We start from the raw sequence: 5,032 nt of genomic DNA, 5'->3' as shown, positions 1-5,032 counted from the left end.
CGAGTACGGACGTTCCCCGTGGACGACCCGGCGCTACAGCCCGCCGACCCGCTACCGCTGCTGCGCCCGGACGCGGACGCGGAGGAGTCCGAGGGCCCGGATCCGGCCTCGGAGGCAGTCGCCGACTCGGCCCCGGAGGCGTCCGCCGACCCGGCTCCGGAGGAGACTTCGGACCTGGCCCCGGGCGGGACCTCGGCCCCGCACCCGGGTGAGGGCACAGGCCCGGGCCCGGAGGAGAGGAGGCCGAGGGCCGGGACGGGCAGGCCCCAGAGTCCGGTGGTGGGTCCGAGCCCGGGCCCGAGCCCGGCCGGGGGCCGGGTCAGCCCGTGACGTCCAGGCCGTAGTGGTGGTAGAGCTGAAGCTCCTGCTCGGGGGAGAGGTGGCGGCCTACCCCGAAGTCCGGGGCGTCCTTGATCAGGGACCGGTCGTACGGCACCCGCAGGGTGTCGCCGACGACCTCGCTCGGTTCGAGCGGCACGAAGACGTCCCGGCTGAACAGCCCGGTGCGTACCGCCGCCCATTCGGGCTCGCCGGTCGCGTCGTCGAGATAGACCTCGTCCACGGTGCCGATCTTGGCGCCCTCGCGGTCGAATGCCTTGCGGCCGATCAGGGTCCGCGGGTCGATATCGGTCTGCACGCTCTCTCCCACAGGTGGCAAACAGATGACAAGTAGGTAGCAAGTGCCCATTGCTACCTACAAAAAGCCACATCGCCGCACTCGGCCACTCGAACGCCCGCGATCGTCCCCCGTGGCAGAACCGCTGGTACGCTGACTGTGGCTGCAGACCCCGTGCGGGAGAGTCCTCCGCCGACGCTGTCGGAGGCGCCGAAGGAGCAAACCCTCCCCGGAATCTCTCAGGCACACGTACCGTGCGGGTGAGGTCACTCTGGAAAGCAGGGTGGGCCACGGGCGAGCAGAGTTCCGGAACCCCTCCTCACCGACGGTGAAAACCGGTCAAGCGGTATGTGGGCCGGTGAAGCTCTCAGGTTGAGATGACAGAGGGGGAGGCCGTCCGGGCACCCGAGCCGCGGTGCCCCTCGTAGGTCGTCACAGACCAGGAGGCCCCCGCAGATGACCGCCAATCGCATCGCACTCTCCGACTTGGAATCTGGTACTCCGTTCGAGCAGCGCCACATCGGCCCGGACGGCGAGGCGCAGGCCAAGATGCTCGCCCAGGTCGGCTTCGGCTCGCTGGACGAGCTCACCGAGGCCGCCGTACCGGACGTCATCAAGAGCACTGAGGCGCTGGACACCCTGCCACCGGCCCGCAGCGAGCCGGAGGTCCTCGCCGAGCTGCGCGCGCTCGCCGACCGCAACCAGGTGCTGCCGTCGATGATCGGCCTCGGCTACTACGGCACCCACACCCCGCCGGTGATCCTGCGCAATGTGCTGGAGAACCCCGCCTGGTACACCGCGTACACGCCCTACCAGCCGGAGATCTCCCAGGGCCGGCTCGAGGCGCTGCTGAACTTCCAGACCGTCGTCGCCGATCTGACCGGGCTGCCCACGGCCGGTTCCTCGCTGCTGGACGAGGCCACCGCGGCCGCCGAGGCGATGGCGCTGTCGCGGCGCGTCGGCAAGGTCAAGGAGGGCGTCTTCCTGATCGACGCCGACTGTCTGCCGCAGACCATCGCGGTCATACGGACCCGCGCCGAGCCGACCGGTGTCGAGGTCGTCGTCGCCGACCTGGCCGGGGGCATCCCGGACGAGATCGCCGAGCGCGGGATCTTCGGCGTGCTGCTGCAGTACCCGGGTGCCTCCGGTGTGGTGCGCGATCCGCGTCCGGTCATCGAGCGCGCCCATGAGCTGGGCGCCGTCGTCACCGTCGCCGCCGATCTGCTCGCGCTCACCCTGCTCACCTCGCCCGGGGAGCTGGGCGCGGACATCGCGGTGGGCAGCAGCCAGCGGTTCGGCGTCCCGATGGGCTTCGGCGGGCCGCACGCCGGTTTCATGGCGGTGCGCGACGCCTACGCCCGCAACCTGCCCGGCCGTCTGGTCGGGGTCTCGGTGGACGCCGACGGCGACAAGGCGTACCGGCTGGCGCTGCAGACCCGTGAGCAGCACATCCGCCGGGAGAAGGCCACCAGCAACATCTGCACCGCTCAGGTGCTGCTGGCCGTGATGGCCGGGATGTACGCCGTCTACCACGGCCCGGACGGGCTCGCGGCGATCGCCCGCCGCACCCACCGCTACGCCTCAGTGCTCGCCGAGGGGCTGCGGGCCGGCGGTGTCGAGGTGGTGCACGGCGCGTTCTTCGACACACTCACCGCGCGGGTGCCGGGCCGGGCCGCCGAGGTCGTCGCCGCGGCCCGCGAGGCCGGGGTCAACCTCCGGCTGACCGATGCCGACCACGTCGGCATCGCCTGCGACGAGACCACCGGCCGTGCGCAGCTCGCCGCCGTATGGTCCGCCTTCGGGGTGGACGGCGGCAACGGCGACGCGTCCGGGATTCCGGGTATCGACGAGCTGGACGCCTCGGCGCCGGACGCGCTGCCCGCGGCCCTGCTGCGCCAGGACGGCTATCTGGCCCACCCGGTCTTCCACCAGCACCGCTCCGAGACCGCGATGCTGCGCTATCTGCGGCGCCTGGCCGACCGGGACTACGCCCTGGACCGGGGCATGATCCCGCTGGGCTCCTGCACCATGAAGCTCAACGCGACCACCGAGATGGAGCCGGTCACCTGGCCCGAGTTCGGCGCGCTGCACCCCTTCGCACCGGCCGAGCAGGCCCAGGGCTATCTGACCCTGATCCGTGAGCTGGAGGAGCGGCTGGCCGAGGTCACCGGCTATGACAAGGTCTCGCTGCAGCCGAACGCCGGGTCCCAGGGCGAGCTCGCCGGGCTGCTGGCGGTGCGCGCCTACCACCGGGCCAACGGGGACACCCAGCGCACCGTCTGCCTGATCCCGTCCTCCGCGCACGGCACCAACGCCGCCAGCGCCGTGATGGCGGGCATGAAGGTCGTCGTGGTCAAGACCGGCCAGGACGGCGAGGTGGACACCGACGACCTGCGCGCCAAGATCGAGCAGTACGGCGACCAGCTGGCCGTCCTGATGGTCACCTACCCCTCCACCCACGGGGTGTTCGAGGAGCACATCACCGAGATCTGCGCGACCGTGCACGACGCGGGCGGCCAGGTCTACGTGGACGGCGCCAACCTCAACGCGCTGGTCGGGCTCGCCGAGCCGGGCCGGTTCGGCGGCGATGTCTCGCATCTGAACCTGCACAAGACCTTCTGCATCCCGCACGGCGGCGGCGGTCCCGGCGTCGGCCCGATCGCGGTGCGCGAGCATCTGGCGCCCTACCTCCCCAACCATCCGCTGCAGCCCGCCGCCGGACCGGCCACCGGCGTCGGCCCGGTCTCGGCCGCGCCGTGGGGCTCCGCGGGGATCCTGCCGATCTCCTGGGCGTACATCCGGCTGATGGGCGCCGAGGGGCTGCGCCGCGCGACCCAGGTCGCGGTGCTCGGCGCCAATTACGTCGCCAAGCGCCTCGAGCCGCACTACCCGGTGCTCTACACCGGCCCCGGCGGCCTGGTGGCGCATGAGTGCATCGTGGATCTGCGTCCGCTGACGAAGGCCACCGGCGTGACCGTGGACGATGTGGCCAAGCGCCTGATCGACTACGGCTTCCACGCGCCGACGATGTCGTTCCCGGTGGCCGGGACGCTGATGATCGAGCCGACCGAGAGCGAGGATCTGGCGGAGCTGGACCGGTTCTGCCAGGCGATGATCGCCATCCGGGCCGAGATCGAGAAGGTCGGCTCCGGCGAGTGGGCCAAGGAGGACAATCCGCTCCGGAACGCCCCGCACACGGCGGCGTCGCTGACCGGGGAGTGGGACCACTCGTACTCCCGGGAGGCAGCGGTCTTCCCGGCCGGGGTCTCGGCTGCCGACAAGTACTGGCCGCCGGTGCGGCGTATCGACGGGGCCTACGGGGACCGTAACCTCGTCTGCTCCTGCCCGCCGCTGGAGTCCTACGAAGGCTGAGAGGTCTCAGCCCGACGAATGCGTCAGTGGGGCCGGTTCGGCGGATGCGCCGGGCCGGCCCCTGATATGTATGTGCCGTCGATGGCGGCTGTCAGGCCGCGGTGACGACGTGCTCGGAACCCAGCGGTCGGCACGGTGCGATCACGCGCCCGTCCGGCAGCAGCTCACCGGTGTCCTCGAAGAGCAGGACGCCGTTGCACAGCAGGCTCCATCCCTGCTCCGGGTGGTGCGCCACGAGATGGGCGGCCTCCCGGTCGGCGGAGTCGGCTGATGGGCAGGGTGGTTGATGCTGGCACATGACAGGGTTCTTTCGCTGCGGAGTGGTGAAGGTCCTGCGGCTCGCTGCGGCGTTCATGGCCGCCCCCCGTGGTTTGAGTCGGTCGATTGCTCCAGTGTTGCCCTACGGCCTGGAATCCGCAGGGATTTCGCGGTACCGGTCTCGCTAGATAATGACGCATCACCCGTCCGGACGGTTCATCGCGGCCGGACTGTTACGAGGATGCTGCGGAGCGCCCCGTGACCCGGCGGTCACGGGGCGCTCCCGGCCTGATGAAGGCCCAGGTCAGGCGGGTGAGCCAAGCAAGGGGACGCGGGTCAGCCGGTGGGTGAGGACGGGCAGCAGATCGGTTGCGCGGTGCGCCCGGTGCGCCGCGATACCGGGCGGGGCCGGGGCGAGCGGCACCAGCAGGTCCCCGGCGCCGAGGCCGCCTTCGGCGCCGTCCGCGGTCAGGTCGCCGTGCAGCCAGAGCGTGACCATATAGAGCTCGGGGATGGACAGCAGCCGCGGCTGGAACGCCGAGGGCAGCGACTCGGCCTCGCTCAGGGCGAGTTCGGCCGAGCTGACATAGGGGCCCTCGGAGAAGTGCGAGAAGGCCCAGCCGTCGGCGGTGAGCATCGCCTCGGCGGCGGCCACCGTACGGTCGCCGTCGCGGATCAGGAAGCGCCAGCCGGTGAGCCGGGTGCGCGGCGGGCCGTCGGGGGCGGTGATGTCGTCCAGGACATGGACGGGGAGCGGGAGTTCGGGTTCGATGGGGCCGGTGAGCG

4 protein-coding genes, 1 pseudogene and 1 riboswitch are annotated in these 5,032 nt (G+C 71.4%); of the genes and pseudogenes, 2 read left to right on the top strand and 3 right to left on the bottom strand.

Going from position 1 to position 5,032, the window contains the following annotated elements:
- Positions 1–330: pseudogene (locus tag GWI24_RS40185) on the top strand (hypothetical protein); the annotation flags it as partial.
- Here the strand turns inward: GWI24_RS40185 and GWI24_RS40180 are convergent.
- Entirely contained in the window at positions 320–637 is a 318-nt protein-coding gene (locus tag GWI24_RS40180; protein ID WP_020873604.1) for a PRC-barrel domain-containing protein, read from the bottom strand. The pseudogene GWI24_RS40185 and the gene GWI24_RS40180 overlap by 11 nt on opposite strands.
- A gap of 146 nt (positions 638–783) precedes the next feature.
- A riboswitch (glycine riboswitch) is annotated at positions 784–881 on the top strand.
- Positions 882–1,072: 191 nt separating this feature from the next.
- On the opposite strand from GWI24_RS40180, the gene gcvP reads away from it, so the two are divergent.
- Positions 1,073–3,988 carry an aminomethyl-transferring glycine dehydrogenase gene (gcvP, locus tag GWI24_RS40175; protein ID WP_210950968.1) on the top strand — a complete coding sequence of 972 codons (2,916 nt, stop codon included), beginning with the start codon at positions 1,073–1,075 and terminating at the stop codon, positions 3,986–3,988.
- A gap of 91 nt (positions 3,989–4,079) precedes the next feature.
- Here gcvP and GWI24_RS40170 read toward each other — a convergent pair whose 3' ends face one another.
- Together GWI24_RS40170 and GWI24_RS40165 are read right to left on the bottom strand one after the other, a co-directional pair.
- Positions 4,080–4,286 carry a DUF5999 family protein gene (locus GWI24_RS40170; RefSeq protein WP_037964925.1) on the bottom strand — a complete coding sequence of 69 codons (207 nt, stop codon included), beginning with the start codon at positions 4,284–4,286 and terminating at the stop codon, positions 4,080–4,082.
- A gap of 264 nt (positions 4,287–4,550) precedes the next feature.
- Positions 4,551–5,032, bottom strand: a 482-nt coding sequence (locus GWI24_RS40165) for a hypothetical protein (protein ID WP_210950967.1), incomplete at its 5' end; no start/stop codon positions are given.

Origin of the sequence: Streptomyces sp. MK37H (assembly GCF_018035285.1) — a bacterium.
Lineage (GTDB): Bacteria > Actinomycetota > Actinomycetes > Streptomycetales > Streptomycetaceae > Streptomyces > Streptomyces endocoffeicus.
This window is presented reverse-complemented; position numbering and strand designations above follow the sequence as displayed.